This window comes from Roseovarius tibetensis (assembly GCF_050896375.1).
GTDB classification, from domain to species: Bacteria; Pseudomonadota; Alphaproteobacteria; order Rhodobacterales; family Rhodobacteraceae; genus Roseovarius; species Roseovarius tibetensis.
The window spans coordinates 209,436-227,894 of record NZ_JBPBBB010000002.1; the positions used below are offsets into that span (position 1 = coordinate 209,436).

Consider the following 18,459-nt stretch of genomic DNA (forward strand, 5'->3'; position numbering starts at 1 on the left):
TTGCGGGTCGGCCTTCCAGATGAAAAGGACGGCGCGACAATCGGCGCGCCGCCCTTGTTGGCTGTCATCACTCGACGGAAATGTTCCAGAAGAACGGAACCGGAGCCTCGAGAACGCCCTTCACGTTGTCGCGGAAGGCCGTCGGCTGATAGTACTGGCCGGTCGGGATATAGGGCACGAAATCATAGAGTTCGGCCTGCAGTTCCTCGACGATCTCCATCTGCTTGTCCGCGTCGGTTTCGCGGGCGAAGGCGTTGCGCAGATCCTCGATCTTCTGGTTTTCCGGCCAGCCGAACCACGCCGTGTCACCCGATGCCGCGACCGAGATGTTGGTGATCGGGTTCAACTGATCAGCGGCCAGCCACCAGGTCGGGAAAATGTTCCAGCCGCCATCCTCGGGGGCGTCGCGCACCGCGCGGCGCGACGTCATCGTGGCCCAGTCCATGGCGACCAGACGCACATTCATCCCGATGTCGCGCAGCGCCTGCGCCGTCACCAGCGATTGCCCATGCGCGACCGGAATATCCGTCGGGTCAAGGATCAGCACCTCGCGCCCGTCATAGCCCGATTCCTCGAGCAGTGCCTTGGCCTTTTCGATGTTCTTCTCGCGCAGCGGTTCGCTGCCGATATCCGTCTCGTAGGGGCCGCCACACATGAAATACGCGCCGCAGAACTCTTCGAAGTATTTCGGGTCGCCCATGATCGAGTACATGTAATCGGCCTGTTCGACAGCCCAAAGCGCCGCCTGACGTGCCCGCTTGTCGTCGAAGGGCGGGTACTTGAAGTTGAAGCGGATCACGCCCTGTGTCCCGAGCGGATCGACGGTTTCGATATTGATCGCCGGATCGGACTGGATCATCGGCAGCAGATCGACTGCCGGCTGCTCGTAATAGTCGACCTCGCCGGCCATGAGGGCCTGGCTGGCGGTCGCGGCATCGGGGATGTAGCGCCATTCGACGCGGTCCACCTTGGCGACCTTGCCGCCCGCCGCATAACTCGCAGGCTCGTCGCGCGGGACGTAACCGTCGAATTTCTCGTAGATGACCTGGTTGCCGGGCTGCCATTCATCGGCGATGAAACGGAACGGACCCGACCCGATGATCTCTTCGACCTGCGCGTTGGGGTCGGTCTCGGCCAGCCGCTTGGGCATGATGAACGGCACGTTCGACGAAATCTTGCCAAGCGATTGCAGCACCAGGCCGTACGGCTCCGACAGGGTCAGCACGACGGTCTTTTCATCCGCGGCCTCAAGGCTCTCGGTGACGCGCATCAGCTTTTGGCCCATGCCGTCCCGTGCCCCCCAACGCGTGATCGACGCGACCACATCCTCTGCGGTGACCGGTTCGCCGTCATGGAACTGCAACCCGTCCCGCAGGGTGATCGTATAGGTCAGACCGTCCTCGCTGACCTCGTGGCCGGCGGCCATCTGCGGCTGCACGTCGAGGTTTTCGTCCAGCGCGAACAACGTGTCAAAGACCAGATATCCGTGGTTGCGGGTGATGTAGGCTGTCGTCCAGATCGGATCGACATTGCGCAGGTCGGCATGCGGCACGACCTTGAGCACGGATTCGGCATTTGCGGGAACGGCGGCGGCCATCATCGCGGCGACGGCGATCGGCGCCGACAGCGCAACCCGCCGCGCGGATTTCCTGAATTCGTCTGCAACTGCAGTCTTGGGCATTTGAAACTCCCTGATTTGCGTTTCGCGATGATGGATGTCGCCATGATCGCGTTGGCAGTTTTGTTTGCATGTCGGACATTTTGTGCGCCGACATATGGCAGCGTAAGCGCAGAGACCGCCGCGATGCAAGTATCTTGCATGGTATGGCTTCGCATCCGGGGAAAATCGCGTATGTTTTTCCCCATGTGATGTCTTATGTGGCGGACGCGGACATCGGCTGACCACATAATCAACGAATGGAGACGGCGCGGCATGATTGGAGACAGGATCAAGTCCCTTCGCAGGGTTCGCAAACTGACCCTGAAGCAGCTGGCAGACCAGGCCGGTCTTTCAGAGGGGCACATGTCCAAGATCGAGAACGACAAGACACAGCCCTCGGTTGCGGTCCTGCACCGGATCACGCAGTCCCTCGATGTCACGATCGGCATCCTGTTCAACGAAACGGCCAGCCATGAGCAGCCGGTCTCACGTGACGGAGAACGGCCCGTCATCGACCTCGATCCTGTCCGCCGTGGCACCGGCATCCGCCTTGAACGGATCATTCCGCACTCTCCGGATCACATCCTGCAGTGCAACATCCACATCATCGAACCGGGCGGCTCGAGCGAGGATCACATTCAGCATGTCGGCGAGGAAATGGGATACGTTCTGGACGGCGAGCTGGAGCTGTTTCTGGACGATGCGGTGTTCCACCTCGGCAAGAACGACTCGTTCCACTTCAATTCGAGCCGCAAACATGCGTATCGCAACCCCGGCACCACACGGACGCGGATACTTTGGGCAAACACGCCACCGACCTTCTGACGCGGGGTCAGGCCAACGGCGCGGACGGTGGCCTCGCTTGCGGCCAGCCGGTGCGGGCATGATACAGGTCGGCGATTTCGAGAAGCCGCTGATCGCATCCTTTCCGACCGATCATCTGAATGCCCATCGGCAGGCCATTGGCTCCGAAACCGGCGGGCATGGCGATGGCGGGCAGGCCCGCAAGGCTTGCGGGAACCGTCGCCTCCATCCAGCGATGATAGGTGTCCATGCCGACGCCCGCCACCGTCGCGGGCCAGTTCCAGTCGATCGGGAAGGGCCAGACCTGTGCGGTCGGCAATACAAGGGCGTCGTAGCGATCGAACAGATCGGCCGCCGTGCGGAACCAGTCCGAGCGGATCACGCTGGCATTGTGGACATCGCCCGCACGCAACGCGAGGCCGCGTTCGATTTCCCAGACCACCTCGGGCTTGAGCCGGTCGCGTGTGGCCGGATCGTCCAGCAGGGTCGAAAGATTGGATGCCATCGTCCAGCTTCGCAGCGTGGTCCAGCTGTCCCACAGCGCGTCGCGGCTGAACGGGGCGGCGATGGCATCGACACGACATCCCAGCTCGGCAAGCGTGCGACAGGCGGTTTCGCACAGCTCCAGGATACCGGCCTCCATCGGGTAGGCGCCGCCCCAGTCGCCCAACCAGCCAATGCGGATGCCCTCGGGATCGAGGCCGGCCAGATCGGCCCGTGTGCCGCTTAGCCCGAAGGGCTGCCTGTCATCGGGACCGGCCATGACCGAAAGAAGCATCGCGAGGTCCGCGGGGCTGCGGGCCATCGGACCCGCGGTGGACAACGTCTGCAGAAAGGCGTCACCCACCGGTTCCGCCGGGACGCGCCCCCAGCTTGGACGCATGCCGTAGACGTTGTTCCAGCCCGCCGGGTTGCGCAGGCTGCCCATCATGTCCGACCCGTCGGCAATCGGCACCATCCGGGTCGCAAGCGCCACGGCCGCGCCACCGGATGACCCGCCGCAGGAAACGGCCGGATCGTACGGGTTGCGCGTCGCGCCGTAGACCGGGTTGTAGGTATGGCTGCCAAGCGCGAATTCCGGGGTGTTGGATTTCCCGATCACGATCGCCCCGGCGGCGCGCAGGCGCGCCACGAAAAGATCATCGGCCTCCGCGATGCTGCCGACCAACGCGGGCGACCCCTTGGTCGTGGGAAAGCCCTTGGCATTTGCCATGTCCTTGATGCAGATCGGCAGACCGGACAGCGCCCCGCCACACGGCGCGTTGTCCCGCGCGCGGGCCTCGTCCAGCAGCGTCTGGCGATCCTTCAAGGCGACGATCGCGTTGAGCGAGTCGTTGGTGGCCTCGATACGGTCGAGTGTAAGGCGCATCAGGTCTTCCACACCCTGCGTACGATCCGCAAGCGTGTCGCGCAGCTCTGTCGCGTTCAGATCCAGGATGTCCGTGTCAGTTCCGTTTGCCATGGTTTCAGTGCCCCGACCGATCTGCCCGGCCCTTGATTTCATGTTTCGATGTGGAACGACGTGATCGGACCCGGCGTGTGGCGGGTCCGCGTCGCGTCAGCGATCCGTGATTTCCGCCGTCGCGACGACCGCGTGCATCAACACGTCCGTGGCGGCGGTCGCCCATTCGGGCGTGATCTCCTCGGCCTCGTTGTGGGACAGGCCGTCCTTGCACGGACACATCAGCATGGCGGTCGGGTAGACCGAATTGATGCGACAGGCATCGTGCCCTGCCCCCGAAACCACGTCCATGTGACCATGCCCCAGGCGGTCGGCGGCGTCTCGCAGGCGTTGCACCAGCGTCTCGTCGAAGGAGGGCGGATCGAAGGCACCGACGATCTCGGCGCTGAACTTGACGCCGATATCCGCACAGATACCGGGGGCGGTTTCGTTCAGTTCCGTGACCATCGCCTCCAGCGTCTCTGGGACATGGCTGCGGAAATCGACGGTGAAGACCACCTTTTCGGGAATGATGTTGCGGCTGTTGGGATAGACGTCGACATGGCCGATCGCGCCGACCGCGTTCGGCTGATGCCCGATCGCGATATCGTGCACCAGCTCGGTGACGCGCGCGAGGGCCCGGCCCGCATTGCGGCGCATGTACATCGGGGTCGATCCGGTATGCTGCCCCTTGCCCGTCAAGGTGCACTCTATCCAGCGCAGGCCCTGCCCATGCGTGACCACCCCCACAGGTTTGCCCGCTTCCTCCAGGACCGGACCCTGCTCGATGTGCAACTCGAAGAACGCATGCATCCTGCGGTCGCCGACGGGCTCCTCGCCCTTCCAGCCGATCCTCTCCAATTCGTCGCCAAAGCGCTTGCCGTCGGAATCGACACGATCATAGGCCCAGTCCCGTTCGAGAACCCCGGCGAACACCCCGGACGACATCATCGCCGGTGCGAACCGCGAGCCTTCTTCATTCGTCCAGTTGGTCACGACGATGGGGTGTCGTGTCCGTATGTCGAGGTCATTGAGCGTACGCACGATTTCGAGCCCGGCCAGCACGCCCAGGACGCCGTCGTACCTGCCGCCGGTCGGCTGCGTGTCCAGATGCGATCCGACATAGACAGGCAGCGCCTGCGGGTCACTGCCGGCACGGTGGGCGAACATGTTGCCCATCGTATCGACCCCGACGGAACATCCGGCATCCTCGCACCATGTCCGGAACAGCGCGCGGGCCTCGCCATCCGCGTCGGTCAAGGTCTGACGGTTGTTTCCGCCGGCGACGCCGGGCCCGATCTCGGCCATGTCCATCAGGGCCTGCCACAGCCGTTCGCCATCGATCTTCATGTTCTCGCCGTTTGCCATCCTGCCCCCGTTTCCGCTGCACTATCGGTAATTGCGGCCAGCATGCGGAAAAAGGCAGGAAGAACAACATCAAAATGATTTCGATGGCCGCGGTCGTCTATCATCGCGTCAGGGACGGTCGCCGCAGGGTCCGGCGGCACCGTCTAGGCGACGCCGGCCAAGGGCGCCGGTCATACGGCCATCGTTAGGTCGGAAGCTCCTGCATCTCTGCCCGGATCTGCTGGCGCAGCACGTCGATTGGCACGGTCTTGCCGTCGCGCTTGAAACACCAGTAGGTCCACCCGTTGCACGAGGGTGCCCCCTCCAGATGCGCGCCGACCTGATGGATCGATCCCTTGACATCGCCACCGATCAGCGTGCCATCGGCACGGACCTTGGCCTTGTACCGCTTGTTCATCGAATAAAGCTGCTCACCGGGGCGCAGCATGCCTCGCTCGATCAGTTGACCGAAGGGCACGCGCGGTTCGGCGCGTTTCGAGGTCGAGACATGCAGTGCCTCGCGGTCATACCTGCGGATTGCGGCAAGGCGTTTTTCGGCGACGTCGCGATACGCCGCCTCACGCTCGATCCCGATATAGTCACGGCCCAGCATCTTGGCCACGGCCCCGGTCGTGCCGGTGCCAAAGAACGGGTCCAGCACCACATCGCCGGGATTGGTCGAGCCGACCAGAACACGGTGCAGCAGGCTTTCGGGTTTTTGCGTCGGATGCGCCTTTTCGCCCATGTCATTCTTGAGACGCTCATGCCCCGTGCACAGCGGCAGCACCCAGTCCGAGCGCATCTGCACCCCGTCATTAAGCGATTTCAGCGCCTCGTAATTGAAGGTGTAGCGCGCCCCTTCCTGCTTGCTGGCCCAGATCATCGTCTCATGCGCGTTGGTAAAGCGTTTGCCGCGGAAATTCGGCATCGGATTGGACTTGCGCCACACCACATCGTTGAGAACCCAGAACCCGGTATCCTGCAACGCGGCGCCGACACGGAAGATGTTATGATAGGACCCGATGACCCAGATCGCCCCGTTCGGCTTGAGCAGGCGACGCGCGGCTGCCAGCCACTCGCGCGTGAAGCGGTCATAGGCGGCAAAGCTTGCGAACTGATCCCACGCGTCATCGACGGCGTCCACCTGGCTGTTGTCGGGTCGGTGCAGGTCGCCACGCAATTGCAGATTGTAGGGGGGGTCGGCGAAAATCAGATCGACACTGGCCTCGGGCAGGTCGTTCATCACCTCGATACAGTCACCTGCCACGATCGTGTTGCGCGGCAGCACCGGCGCGGTCTTGGGTCTGGCCATCGTATTCATCTTTTGCCTCTTTTCCGGCGCTGAAGCGCTCTGCTCTTTGTGGCCTCAAGATGAGTCAAACCTGATTCGCCGTCAATTTCTTTTTTGAATCAATGGCTTAGTTATTTACTTGATACAAGATATTGTGGACTGGTCTGAAAGAACGTCTATGGTGAGGGCTGACACCAATATCTAGCAGGGCGGCCTTGTGGGCTTGGGTCGGGTAGCCCGCGTTGGTTTCCCACCCGTAGTCCGGAAACTGTTGCGCCAAATCCCGCATCAGGCGATCGCGGCAGGTTTTGGCCACGATCGACGCTGCCGCGATCGACACCGAGGCCGCATCGCCCCTGACGACGCATCGCGCCGGCATGGTCAGGCCGCGCGGCATCAGAATGCCGTCGATGAGCGCCATGTCCGGCATCGGGTCAAGCCCCGCAAGCGCCCGTTCCATCGCCAGATGTGCAGCGCGCAGGATGTTGAGCCTGTCGATCTCGTCCACCGAGGCATGCGCGACCGAGACCTGCGCAGAGGCGCGGATCGCCGCGCACAGCGTTTCGCGCCGTTTGGCGCCAAGCTTTTTCGAGTCGTTCAGCCCCGTGGGGATGTCCTCCGGGTCCAGGATCACTGCGGCGGCCGTAACCGGCCCGGCGATCGGGCCGCGTCCGACCTCGTCCACCCCGGCAATGCGCAGGAACCCCGCCGTGCGGGCCTGCGTTTCATGCGAGAGATCCGGGCCTGTCATGGACGATGCAAATGACACGTGACCATGGAAAACGCAAAGCGCCATGAAAGTTGCGACAACACGGGCGCGACCGTTCTTTCTGGGCGGGCGCCTGCGGCGTCGGGATCACCGCGCACCGGACCAGGGCGTCGTGCCCTCTTGATTTCCCCGACGACCGCGACTACGTTTGAACTGTCCGAAAGGACTATGGATGTAGATGGGACAGACGCGGCTATACAGGACCCCGGGGCGGTACCGGGCGGGTCCACCACAAGCGTGACGCAGGTCACGTTTCTGCTGGGCCCGAAATAGGATCGACTGGTGGTCAAATCTGTTCTTGCATCTCGGCTGTCTGCCACCGTTATCGGCGAAAACAGTACAATTGCAAATGACAATCGTGCTCCGGTGGCCGTTGCTGCGTAAGCAGTAACAACACCGAAACTTAAGCCCTGATCGTTAGCACGGTCAGGCGGGGCCGCAGGGGGCCTGGCAACAGAACCCCTGCACTAAACTTCCCCACAAAAAACTGGCAACCCGTTGCACACCAAAGCGGTTATCGCGTGGTCGCGTGAGGTGACCAAGCGTGTCCCACCTCGGGTTTACGTTCGCGCATCCGCGGCCGGCCGCGATGCGTGGCGCATCGCACAGGCAAGGACGTGCGGGCAAGATTGTCAGGACGGGGCTGGACAACACGGGATGAATATTGTCAGCTTGCGCGGAAAACACGGGATCCTGCGGACAGATACGCGATATCGAAATCGTCATTGTCCAAGGGAATCTCAACAAAAAGATGTGTGTTTCGCATCAATCAGGGAGAAGAAACCATGCGCAAGTATCTAAGCTACACCGCGGTCGCTGCGGTCACTCTGGCCTTCGCCGGTGAGGCCATGGCGACAGAGTGGAATGTCTCGCTCTGGGGCAAGCGCCGCGCCTTCACGGAGAACACCGAAAAGCTGGCAGAGCTGGTGGCCGAAAAGACGAATGGCGAGTTCACGCTGAACATCAGCTATGGCGGGCTGTCGAACAACCGCGAAAACCTGGACGGAATCTCGATCGGCGCGTTCGAGATGGCCCAGTTCTGTGCGGGCTATCACCGCGACAAGAACCCGACCATCACGGTGCTGGAGCTGCCGTTCCTCGGGGTGGAAACACTGGAACAGGAACGCGCCCTGTCGATGGCGCTTTACGATCACCCGGCGGTCAAGGAAGACATGGCGCGCTGGAACGCGACGTTGCTGATGCCCTCGCCGATGCCGCAATACAACCTCGTGGGAATGGGCGACGCACCGCGCAACCTGGAAGGTTTCGAAGGGATGAGCGTGCGCGCCACCGGCGGCATCGGGTCCGCGATGGAAGCCGTCGGCGCCGTGCCCACCTCGATGTCGGCGACCGAAGTGCGGCAGGCGATGGATAGTGGCGTGGTCAAGGCGGTGGCCTTTGCCCCGCATGCGCACATGGCCTTCGGCACGATCGAGAACGGCGAATGGTGGACCGAAAACCTCAACCCCGGCACGGTCAACTGCCCCGTCGTGGCCAATACCGATGCATTGAACGCGCTGTCCGATGAACACCGCGAGGTGCTGATGGGGTCCATCGACGAGGCGCTCGATCACTATGTCGACAACTACCAGAACAACACGCTCGAGGCGTGGGGTCCGGCCCTCGAAGAGCGCGGGATCGAAGTGATCCGCTTTGACGAGGCATCGATCGAGAACTTCGAAGAGGCGGTCGCGGGCCCCGCCGCCACGGCATGGATAGAGGACATGGGCAACCGTGGCCTTCCCGCACAAGAGCTTTACGATTTCGCCACCGGCACGCTGGCGGATCTCAAGAGCGGCTCCTGAGAGATGCCACCGACCCGCCGCGCAAGGTGTGCGGCGGGTCCCGCCAGTCAAGATCATAGCGGGAGATAGCCATGGCCGGGGCGGCAACTGTCCTGTCTGATGACAGCGCGTTGAGCAGGCTGGATCGCGGCCTGTACAGGGCCGAACGGACGCTCGCGCTTGTCAGTGGCCTTGCGGTGTTCTCGCTCATGGTGCTCGCCGTGATCTCGGTCGGCGGGCGCAACTTCTTCAACCAGCCACTGCCGGGTTACGTGGACTGGATTGAACAGATCATGCCGCTCATCGCCTTCATGGGGGTGGCCTACACGCAGCGTGACGGTGGGCACATCCGGATGGATATCTTCGTGGGACTGTTTCATGGCCGCATCTTGTGGCTGATAGAGTTGATCACGACGCTGTTCGTTCTGCTGCTGATCGCCCTGTTGATCTGGGGCACATGGGCACATTTCGAGCGCAGTTTCGACTGGAACGCTCCACTATGGAGCCGCGACAGCTCGATCGACATCGCGCTGCCGATCTGGCCGGCCAAGCTGCTCGCCCCGGTCGCGTTCAGCGTTCTGGCGCTGCGGCTTGCGCTACAGGCCTGGGGGTTCGGGCGGGCCCTGATCGAAGGCGCAGAGCGTCCCGTCGCCGTGCCGCTGATCGAGGACGCGGCGGCGCAGGCCGCGCGTGAGGCCGCACAGCTCGACGGTCGCGACACGTAAAAGGATGCGCTGATGGAGCCGATCGATATTGGTCTCGTGGTGACCGGCGGTATGCTGGTCGTCGTCATTCTGGGCATGCGGGTGGCCTTTGCCGCCGCCACCGCGGGCGTGGTCGGACTGATCTGGATCTTCTGGTCCAAGAAAGGCTACGCGGGCGACGAGTTTCTGTGGGCCCTGACCGTCGCGGCCAAGACTGCGGGTCAGGTGCCCCATTCCAAGGTCAGCTCGCAGGCGCTCAGCCTCATTCCCACCTTCATCATGATCGGCTATCTTGCCTATTATGCCGGTCTGACCAAGGCCCTGTTCGAGGCCGCGAAACGCTGGATCGCATGGGTTCCGGGCGGGCTTGCCGTCTCGACCGTGTTCGCCACGGCAGGGTTCGCCGCCGTGTCGGGCGCCAGCGTCGCCACCGCCGCCGTGTTCGCGCGCATCGCGATTCCGGAAATGCTCAAGGTAGGGTATGACAAGCGGTTCGCGGCCGGCGTGGTGGCAGCGGGCGGCACGCTGGCAAGCCTCATCCCGCCCTCGGCGCTTCTGGTGATCTACGCGATCATCGTTGAACAGGATGTGGGCAAGCTGCTGTTGGCGGGCTTTGTGCCCGGCGTCTTCTCGGCCTTCGTCTATGCCGCGCTGATCATCGGGCTGGCCCTGACAATAAAGGGGTTCGGCCCGCCGGTGACGGGGTTCACATGGCGCGAACGCTTCGTCTCACTGCCACCGGCCCTGCCGATCGTCTTCGTCGTGGTGACGATCATCTTCTTTGTCTACAACCCGTTCGGCGGGGATGCGTGGGGCACACCGACCGAAGGGGGCGCGATCGGCGCCTTCGTGGTCTTTCTGATGGCCCTTTATCGGGGCATGCGGTGGCCGGAATTGAAGAGTGCCCTGCTCGAGACCGCGAAGCTGTCGGTGATGATCTTCACCATCATCTGGGGTGTGCTGATCTATGTCCGGTTTCTCGGCTTCGCGGACCTGCCAAGTGCCTTCGCCGACTGGATCACGTCGCTTACGATGTCACCGATGCTGATCCTGATCTGCATCCTTCTGGCCTACGCGGTGCTTGGCATGTTCATGGACGCCATCGGCATGCTGCTCTTGACGCTGCCGGTGGTCTATCCGGCCGTGATGGCGCTTAACGGCGGGGCCTTGGTGTCGGCGGCCGACAGCACCTTCGGCATGTCCGGGCCGATGTGCGCGATCTGGTTCGGGATTCTCGTGGTGAAGATGGCCGAGTTCTGCCTGATCACCCCGCCGATCGGGCTCAACTGCTTTGTGGTCGCGGGCGTCCGTGACGATCTGAACGTGCAGGACGTCTTCAAGGGCGTGATGCCGTTCTTCATCGCCGATGCGATCACCATCGGCCTGCTGGTGGCGTTCCCGGCCATCGTTCTTTGGCTGCCAGGACAGGCGTGACACGCGGAAATCGCTAAAACTGGTCGTGTTAACATACCGGTAATCGCCCACGTGCTACCTCTCTCAGCGGGTGAGACAGAGGTGGTGAGAATGGACGTGCGCAGCAATGTGCCGCCAGTCATCATCAAACGGAAAAAAATTGTGGCCGGGGGCGGTCACCATGGCGGCGCCTGGAAGGTGGCCTATGCCGACTTCGTGACCGCGATGATGGCATTTTTCCTTTTGATGTGGCTGCTTGGCGCGACGACCGATGACCAACGCAAGGGCATCGCCGATTATTTCAGCCCGACCGTGACCTTGAATCGGGGGTCTGGCGGGGGCGACGGGGTGTTTGGCGGCGACAGCGTCTTCACCGAGAACACGCTCGCGCAGACCGGGGCAGGTGCATCCGACACGTATGCAACCGACAGCCAGCAGGCGCGCGGGGCATCGGGACAGTTGCGTGCGCGTACCGACGAGGACCGGATGCCCCCCGAAGATGTAGCCTTCGGCAAGCTCCACGATATGCTCACCACGCCTGGCGGCGAAAGCATCGTGACCGATGACCTAAGGCAACATATCCTGACACGTGTCACCGATGAAGGGCTCGTGATCGAACTGTTCGATCTGGAAGGGCGTCAGATGTTTGTCGAGGACACCGAGCCGACGCGCTTGCTCGGGGATCTGACAGCACTGGTAGCGCGTGTCACGAACCTTGTTGAAAACGAGATCGCGGTCACTGCGCATACCCGCGCAAACCCGGTCACACTCGCGAGGAACCCGGTCTGGGACGTCACGACCGGCCGCGCGACCCGTCTGCGGCGCATGCTGGAATCCGACGGTGTAAGCAGCCATCGCATGAAACGAACCACCGGTCACGCCGATCGGTCGCCCGCAACCGCCGACCCCATGGCGCTGCGGAACAACCGCCTGGAAATCATCCTTTTGCGGTCGGATCGAGTGTGAGTCGCAAAAGATGTGATTCATTAGCCGTCTGTTAAACGAACGCGCTTATGACTGTATCTCGAACTTGGCCGATACATCAGAAAGGCGTGTCCATGACGATTTCCTCCTCTCTCAATGCCGGTGTCGCGGGGTTGAACGCGAATGCGTCGCGGCTTGCCACCATCTCCGACAACATCGCGAACTCATCGACATTCGGCTATCGCAGAGTCGAATCGAACTTCGAATCGATGGTGATGGCGCAGAATGGGGGAACTTATTCCGCCGGCGGTGTCCGCGCGACGACGCAGCGACTGATCGACCAGGGCGGATCACTGATTTCGACGTCGAACCCGACAGATCTCGCGGTCAGCGGTCGGGGGTTCCTGCCCGTCGCACAGCTGAGCCAGGTAACCGCCGGCAACGACAGCCCGGAAATGTTGCTGACCTCCACAGGATCCTTCCGGACCGACGCCGAGGGTCGCCTCGTGACCCAGTCGGGGCAGGTTCTGCTGGGATGGCCCGCAAATCCCGACGGCACGATCCCCAATTTTCCGCGCGATACCACCAACGCGCTGGAGCCTGTGCGGATCAGCACCAACCAGCTGAGCGGCGAACCCACGACGCGGGTCAACCTCGGTGTGAACTTGCCCGCAACCGCAACGGATCCTGGTGCAACGGGCACCCCGCAGCAACTTTCGGTAGAGTATTTCGATAATCTCGGGCGGTCCGAGACACTCGGCGTCACCTTCACGCCAGGCAGTTCCAACCAGTGGACCATGACCCTTACGGATTCAGCACAACCGGGTGTCGAAATCGGAAAATACGCGCTGACATTCAGGGACGACCGGGACGACGGCGGCACTCTGGTGGCCCCCGACCCTGCCGCCATCCCCCCGGTCATACCCGTAGACAACATTGGCGCAGGCACCACCTACGATCCCGCGACCGGACGGCTCACCGTCCAGGTGGCAAGCGGAGATATGGAGATCAATATCGGCCGCCCCGGCGCGTCCGATGGGCTGACGCAGCTTTCCGACCGCTTTGCCCCGCTCTCGATTTCCAAGGATGGCACAGCCGTCGGCAGCATGACGTCCGCCGAAGTGGACGAAAACGGCTTTGTGCGGGCATTCTTCGATACCGGCGCCACGAAGGTGATTGCCCAGGTACCGCTCGTCGATGTGCCGAACCCGAACGGCATGATGTCATTCGACGCGCAAACCTATAAGCCGTCGATGGACAGTGGCGCGTTCTTTCTCTGGAACGCCGGAGAGGGACCCACGGGTGAGATCGCAGGCTTTGCCCGGCAGGAATCCGCCACCGACGTGGCCGGTGAGCTGACCAGCATGATCCAGACGCAGCGCGCCTATTCCTCCAACGCCAAGGTCATCCAGACCGTCAACGAAATGTTGCAGGAAACCACCAACATCATCCGCTGACGCGAAGGTCGTTCACCGGAACATGAAAGGCACACAGCATGTCCATCTCAGGGGCCTTGTCCAATGCGCTCAGCGGGTTGACCGCCAGCTCTCGCAGTGCCGATGTTGTATCCGCCAACATCGCGAACGTCCTGACCGAAGGGTACGCCCCACGCGACGTTTCCCTCCAGTCGCAACAGGGTGGGCGCGGGGTTTCTGTTGTCGGAATATCGCGCCATGTCGACACTGCCCTGCTCGGGGATCTCAGGCTTGCGGACAGTGCCCTTGCCGACTCCGGAACCCGCGCCCGTTTTGCCAACGCCCTAGAACGTGCCGTCGGCACACCGGGCGCGACAGGCTCTCTTGCCGGGCAGCTCACGGCTTTGGAAACCAGTCTCATATCCGCGGCGGCGCGCCCTGAAGAAACCTCGCGCCTCCAGAGTGTCGTTCACAATGCGGATGAGCTCGCGACATCTCTCAACCGGATTTCAAGCCGGATAGAGGATATGCGCAGCGAGGCGGACGCAACTATCGCCCGCACGATCGAAGGGCTGAATGGAAACCTGCAAAACATCGCGAAACTGAACACCCAGATCGCGGCAGCCAACAGCAGCGGACGCGACACATCCTCTCTCGAGGATCAGCGCCAAAGCCTTGTCGACAACATCGCTGAAATTGTTCCGGTCCGGCAACTGCCCCGCGAGAATGACAAGATTGCATTGGTCACCACCGGGGGGGCTTTGCTGATCGATGGTCGGGCGGCGGCGCTGAAATTCGAAGCCTCCCCGATCGTGACCGCACATATGACACTGCAAAACGGTCTTTTGTCCGGGATCCGCATGGATGGTCAGCCCGTGCGCACCGACGCTGACGGTCCGCTTTCAGGTGGCAAACTCGGCGCGCTTTTTGACAACCGGGACCGGGCCGGTGTGGATGCCCAGTCGGCCGTCGATTCCATCGCCCGCGACCTCGTGGAGCGCTTGTCGGCGCCAGGTTTGGACACAACCCTGAGCGCTGGCGCACCCGGTCTCTTCACCGACGCGAACGCGGCGTTCGCCCCCGCAGACGAAATCGGCCTGGCGGGTCGCATCCGTCTGAACGCGGGAGTTGATCCCGATCAGGGCGGCGCCGTCTTTCGCATTCGCGACGGGCTGGGCGCCACGGCTCCGGGACCCAGCGGAAGTGCCGATTTCCTCAAGGCCCTGGGCGACGCGCTGAACGAGCCGCGCGCAATCGCGCCCGGCCTCGCCGTCCGCAGCAGTTCCGGCCATGTCGCCGACGTTTCCGCCCGGCTTGCCAACGACCGGCTGTCTGCCGATCAAAACCTCAGCTTTGCGACCACTCAGGCAGCCGAGCTTCGGTCACTGCAACTGGAAAACGGCGTGGATACCGATGCTGAAATGCAACGCCTTCTCCTCGTCGAACAGGCTTTCTCCGCCAATGCGCGGATGATCCAGACAATCGACGACATGATGCAAACACTGTTGAGGATCTGATCATGCCCCTGCACTCACTGGGCGATATGGCCCAAAGCTTTGCCTTGCGTCGCCAGAGCGTGGAACTCAACCGGCAGATGGACCGGTTGACCCGGGAACTTTCAAGCGGCGAGGCTGCCGACATTCCCCGGCACCTTTCCGGAAATCTTTTGCAGCTTGCGGATGTGGAACGGGATCTGGCTGTTCTCGACGCCCGACGCGATGTGGTACGCGTGGCCGCGACGGATGCCGAAGTGATGCAGACCGCGCTTGACCGCGTGCAGTCAACGACCAGTGACCTTGCCACGAATGCATTGACGGTCGGCTCTGGCGTCGGCAGCCCCCAACTGGCGACTGTCTCCGTCGAGGCGCGCGGCACCTTGGACGCGCTGACCGGGGCGCTCAATCGCGACATCGGCGGACGGGCGCTCTTCGCCGGAAACGTGACCGATGCCGCGCCACTGGCAGCGGCGGATGTGCTCCTTGATGAATTGAAAACCGCCCTCGCCGGCGCTTCGGATGCGGCCGCCGTCATGGCGGGACTCGACACGTTCTTCGAAGATCCTGCAGGCGGCTTCAACACGTTGGTCTATCAAGGAGGCGTGGAGGGTTTGACACCCCGCGATCTGGGTGCGGGGGAATCCGTCGCCCTAGATATCAGGGCCGATGATCCCGCCTTGCGAGACATCATGAAGCAGACCGCGCTGATCGCCATTCTTGACGATGCCTCACTCGGCCTTTCGTGGCAGGATCGTCGCGACCTGGTCGGTGCCGCAGGGGAACGGCTTTTGAATGGACAGACCGCGCTGACGGGTCTGCGCGCCAATCTTGGCTTTGCCGAAGACCGCATCGCCCAAGCCGAAAGCCGGATCGCCGCAGGCCGCACCAGCCTCAGCATCGCCCGGAACGATCAGGTCTCCGTGGACATCGCCTCGACTGCCGTTGAGCTTGAACAGGTCCAGTCGCAACTGGAAGCCCTTTACACGCTGACGGCGCGTGCCGCCCGCCTCAACCTGATGAACTTCCTGTCATGAGCAGAATATTGAGACTGCCGCGCTTGCTTCTGCTTCTCTTGGTGTCGCTGCCCATCGTTCTGCCCGCCTCGGCCAGCCCGGTGCGCATGAAGGACCTGGTGGAATTCGACGGCGTTCGCGGCAACGATCTGGTTGGGTACGGCCTTGTGGTAGGGCTGAATGGTACCGGCGATGGCTTGCGAAACGCCCCCTTCACCGAAGAAATCATGTCGAATATCCTCGAGCGTCTCGGGGTCAATATCTCAGGCGAGCAGTTTCGCCCGAAAAATGTCGCCGCCGTTTTCGTCACCGCAGAGCTCCCCCCATTCGCACGGGCAGGCGGCCAGATCGACGTAACGGTTTCAGCCGTTGGCGACGCCAAGAGCCTTCTTGGCGGTACTCTGATCATGACACCGCTCAACGCGGCGGATGGACAGATCTACGCCGTGGCGCAAGGCACGATCATCGCCGGGGGTGTCGCGGCAGAAGGCGAGGCAGGGGGCGTGACCCAGGGTGTTCCCACATCGGGTACGATCCCGTCCGGCGCGCGCATAGAGCGCGAGATCGCGTTTGATTTCACGGGTCTCGATGTCATCCGTCTTGCTTTGAGGGAACCGGATTTCACCACAGCCGCGCGAATCGAGAGGGTAATCAATGGGGCCGTCGGGCGCGGTGTTGCCGCAATGCTCGACTCCGGGACAGTGCGTCTCGACATTGCAGGGATGCGCGCCGCATCGCCGGCACACGCCCTTGCACGGGTGGAAAACCTTCTTGTCGAGCCTGAGCGTAAGGCGCGTGTCGTCGTGGACCAACGATCCGGGACCATCGTGATGGGGCAGGATGTCCGGATTTCGCGCGTTGCCGTATCACAGGGCAACCTGACCTTGCGTATCCAGGAAAGACCACTTGCCGTGCAGCCAAACCCGTTCGCGCGCGGACAAACGGTGGTTGTGCCCCGCACAGAGGCCGAGATCGAGGAAGAGCCGGGCATCGGACTGGCCGAGGTGCCTGCGGGAACGTCATTGTCCGAGGTGATTGCGGGCCTCAACGCCCTCGGTGTCGCGCCGCGCGACATGATCGACATCCTGAAAAGCATCAAGGCCGCCGGTGCCCTGCACGCCGAGTTCGTCGTGCGCTAATGACACGGTCACTGGCGGGATCTTGGCCTGTTGCGAACGCAGCCACTTTGGATCGCAAAGCAGCTTTCGTGGCTTTCTTCGAGTCTCCTCGATTCAAGCAGACATGTCTGCGACCGCGAGATCCCCAAATTGTGCCGAACCTCTATCGGGACGAGCACGACCATCCGACGTCGTCGACACGCTGGGTATCCGTTCAGGCCCTTTTGGTGAAGACGCCGATTGATCAAACTCACAAACGGTCCGTCACGACCCAGCTCATTGCGATCCAACTGACGCCACTGCCCGCCATAAACGGCACGCTGACTATTCCACGCGCATGAGGCCACCGGTTCCACGGCATGTGGCCACCTCTTTGAGATACGCGCGCGAGGCAATCTGACCCTGCCTATTCCGCCGCCTGTTGAGGAAGCAGGGTACTGTAACCTCACGTCTGGAAATTCGCATGAGGCGCGGGCCATGAGCCCCTGCCGGGCGCGCCCCGGCAGGGGCTGCCCAGTCTGCTATTCCATGGAGTTGCACACCATCCATAAGTAAGAACAAATGGACAGGCGAAAGGATACTGCGCTTGAGGCGGTCTTGAAACAGCTGATCGAGACGGGACCCACAGACATCGCCTCGGTGTTCGCGCGGGCTTTCGAGCTGGCGATGCAGATCGAGCGCGGGCGGCGGTCGGTCCGGGCTGTCATGCTGGCAGTGGCCGAGATGTACGTCAAAGGCGTGTCGACCCGTAAGGTCGAGGCCGTGATGCGCGATTTCGGGATCGAGAGTCTGTCCTCCTCCGAAGTCAGCCGGGCCGCCAAACTGCTCGATGAGGAGCTGGCGGCCTGGCGCGACAGCCCACTCAGCGAGATCAAGTATCTCATCCTCGACGAGCGGTATGGAAAGATGCGCCGTGGCGGCATTGTGCGCGAAGGTGAGGAGGATAAGAAAGTGACCCGGGGATCATTTTCCGTAAGACCGCATGTCTTTTTCCAGCGGCACGCTGATGATGGATCAGGCTGTACTCTGATCGCATGGCGGCAAATGCCGTCGATCTGCGATGGAGGAAGGCATGACAAGCGAACAAGCAACAATTTACGTCGGGATCGATGTATCGAAGGACAACCTCACGGTTGCGATGGCCCAGGGTGGGGTGCGTGACGACGTTCTCAGCTTGGGCACATTCGAGAACGCTCCTGCCAGCGTGGACCGGCTGGTCAAGAAACTTTCCGGGCGAGGGTCACCTGTTTCAGTATGTTATGAGGCAGGCCCGACGGGAT

General features: G+C 62.4%; 16 protein-coding genes and 1 other RNA gene. 11 read left to right on the top strand and 6 right to left on the bottom strand.

Going from position 1 to position 18,459, the window contains the following annotated elements; all coding sequences use genetic code 11:
* Positions 1–67: 67 nt before the first annotated feature.
* On the bottom strand, positions 68–1,681 hold the full coding sequence (locus tag ACROSR_RS02915) for an ABC transporter substrate-binding protein (RefSeq protein ID WP_432682265.1): 1,614 nt from the start codon (positions 1,679–1,681) through the stop codon (positions 68–70).
* A 252-nt stretch (positions 1,682–1,933) separates the two neighbouring features.
* On the opposite strand from ACROSR_RS02915, the gene ACROSR_RS02920 reads away from it, so the two are divergent.
* Complete coding sequence (locus tag ACROSR_RS02920) at positions 1,934–2,485, top strand: cupin domain-containing protein (RefSeq protein WP_432682266.1); 552 nt, start codon at positions 1,934–1,936, stop codon at positions 2,483–2,485.
* 7 nt (positions 2,486–2,492) lie between these two features.
* Here the strand turns inward: ACROSR_RS02920 and ACROSR_RS02925 are convergent, their stop codons facing one another.
* The 5 genes from ACROSR_RS02925 to rnhB form a co-directional block, all read right to left on the bottom strand.
* A complete protein-coding gene (locus ACROSR_RS02925; RefSeq protein ID WP_432682267.1) occupies positions 2,493–3,926 on the bottom strand; it encodes an amidase in 1,434 nt (477 codons plus the stop codon).
* Positions 3,927–4,022: 96 nt separating this feature from the next.
* Complete coding sequence (locus ACROSR_RS02930; RefSeq protein ID WP_432682268.1) at positions 4,023–5,273, bottom strand: Zn-dependent hydrolase; 1,251 nt, start codon at positions 5,271–5,273, stop codon at positions 4,023–4,025.
* Positions 5,252–5,377 (bottom strand): hypothetical protein, encoded by a 126-nt coding sequence (locus tag ACROSR_RS02935; RefSeq protein WP_432682269.1) that lies wholly within the window; start codon positions 5,375–5,377, stop codon positions 5,252–5,254. The genes ACROSR_RS02930 and ACROSR_RS02935 overlap by 22 nt, the downstream gene beginning before the upstream one ends.
* A gap of 80 nt (positions 5,378–5,457) precedes the next feature.
* Positions 5,458–6,573, bottom strand: a complete 1,116-nt coding sequence (locus tag ACROSR_RS02940) for a site-specific DNA-methyltransferase (protein WP_432682270.1) — start codon at positions 6,571–6,573, stop codon at positions 5,458–5,460.
* A 97-nt stretch (positions 6,574–6,670) separates the two neighbouring features.
* Positions 6,671–7,294 (bottom strand): ribonuclease HII, encoded by a 624-nt coding sequence (gene rnhB, locus ACROSR_RS02945; RefSeq protein ID WP_432682271.1) that lies wholly within the window; start codon positions 7,292–7,294, stop codon positions 6,671–6,673.
* A 134-nt stretch (positions 7,295–7,428) separates the two neighbouring features.
* On the opposite strand from rnhB, the gene ssrA reads away from it, so the two are divergent.
* The 10 genes from ssrA (at position 7,429) to ACROSR_RS02995 (ending at position 18,340) form a co-directional block, all read left to right on the top strand.
* Positions 7,429–7,781: a transfer-messenger RNA gene (gene ssrA, locus ACROSR_RS02950) on the top strand.
* A 316-nt stretch (positions 7,782–8,097) separates the two neighbouring features.
* Positions 8,098–9,117: a TRAP transporter substrate-binding protein DctP gene (gene dctP / locus ACROSR_RS02955; RefSeq protein ID WP_432682272.1), complete on the top strand. Its 1,020-nt coding sequence runs from the start codon at positions 8,098–8,100 to the stop codon at positions 9,115–9,117.
* A 71-nt stretch (positions 9,118–9,188) separates the two neighbouring features.
* Positions 9,189–9,821: a TRAP transporter small permease subunit gene (locus ACROSR_RS02960; RefSeq protein ID WP_432682273.1), complete on the top strand. Its 633-nt coding sequence runs from the start codon at positions 9,189–9,191 to the stop codon at positions 9,819–9,821.
* Positions 9,822–9,833: 12 nt separating this feature from the next.
* A complete protein-coding gene (locus ACROSR_RS02965) occupies positions 9,834–11,234 on the top strand; it encodes a TRAP transporter large permease (RefSeq protein WP_432682274.1) in 1,401 nt (466 codons plus the stop codon).
* 90 nt (positions 11,235–11,324) lie between these two features.
* Positions 11,325–12,179 (top strand): flagellar motor protein MotB, encoded by an 855-nt coding sequence (locus tag ACROSR_RS02970; protein ID WP_432682275.1) that lies wholly within the window; start codon positions 11,325–11,327, stop codon positions 12,177–12,179.
* Positions 12,180–12,271: 92 nt separating this feature from the next.
* Positions 12,272–13,594 (top strand): flagellar hook protein FlgE, encoded by a 1,323-nt coding sequence (locus ACROSR_RS02975; RefSeq protein ID WP_432682276.1) that lies wholly within the window; start codon positions 12,272–12,274, stop codon positions 13,592–13,594.
* A gap of 38 nt (positions 13,595–13,632) precedes the next feature.
* Positions 13,633–15,069, top strand: a complete 1,437-nt coding sequence (flgK, locus tag ACROSR_RS02980; RefSeq protein ID WP_432682277.1) for a flagellar hook-associated protein FlgK — start codon at positions 13,633–13,635, stop codon at positions 15,067–15,069.
* A gap of 2 nt (positions 15,070–15,071) precedes the next feature.
* On the top strand, positions 15,072–16,082 hold the full coding sequence (locus ACROSR_RS02985) for a flagellin (RefSeq protein WP_432682278.1): 1,011 nt from the start codon (positions 15,072–15,074) through the stop codon (positions 16,080–16,082).
* Positions 16,079–17,200, top strand: a complete 1,122-nt coding sequence (locus ACROSR_RS02990; RefSeq protein WP_432682279.1) for a flagellar basal body P-ring protein FlgI — start codon at positions 16,079–16,081, stop codon at positions 17,198–17,200. Before ACROSR_RS02985 ends, ACROSR_RS02990 begins: the two co-directional genes overlap by 4 nt.
* 576 nt (positions 17,201–17,776) lie before the next feature.
* A complete protein-coding gene (locus ACROSR_RS02995) occupies positions 17,777–18,340 on the top strand; it encodes a transposase (protein ID WP_432682280.1) in 564 nt (187 codons plus the stop codon).
* Positions 18,341–18,459 lie beyond the last annotated feature (119 nt).